Source organism: Helicobacter sp. WB40, assembly GCF_027859275.1.
In the GTDB taxonomy this organism is placed as follows: Bacteria; Campylobacterota; Campylobacteria; order Campylobacterales; family Helicobacteraceae; genus Helicobacter_D; species Helicobacter_D ibis.
The window spans coordinates 1-205 of record NZ_JAQHXS010000041.1 but is presented as its reverse complement, the minus strand read 5'-3'; the positions used below and the strand labels follow the sequence as shown (position 1 = coordinate 205).

Sequence of the window (205 nt, the reverse complement as noted above, 5' to 3'; positions counted from 1 at the left end):
AAAAGGAAGCAGAGGAGAAAAGGATACAAGATGAATTTATAAAGAGGAGCAAAGAGCAAACAGAAAAAATAGCAAAATTGAATGAACAAAAAGAAAAGCAACTAGATAAAAGCATAATAGACAAAGAGCTTGAACTGCAAAGCGACATAGATTCTATAAAATTAAAAGAAACAAGCATAAATACTGAAAATGATAGTTACAAGGC

General features: G+C 30.2%; 1 protein-coding gene. It reads left to right on the top strand.

Annotated elements, in window-relative coordinates; translation table 11 throughout:
- Positions 1-205 (top strand): hypothetical protein (locus PF022_RS08945; RefSeq protein ID WP_271023591.1); only part of this gene is annotated, 205 nt, incomplete at both ends.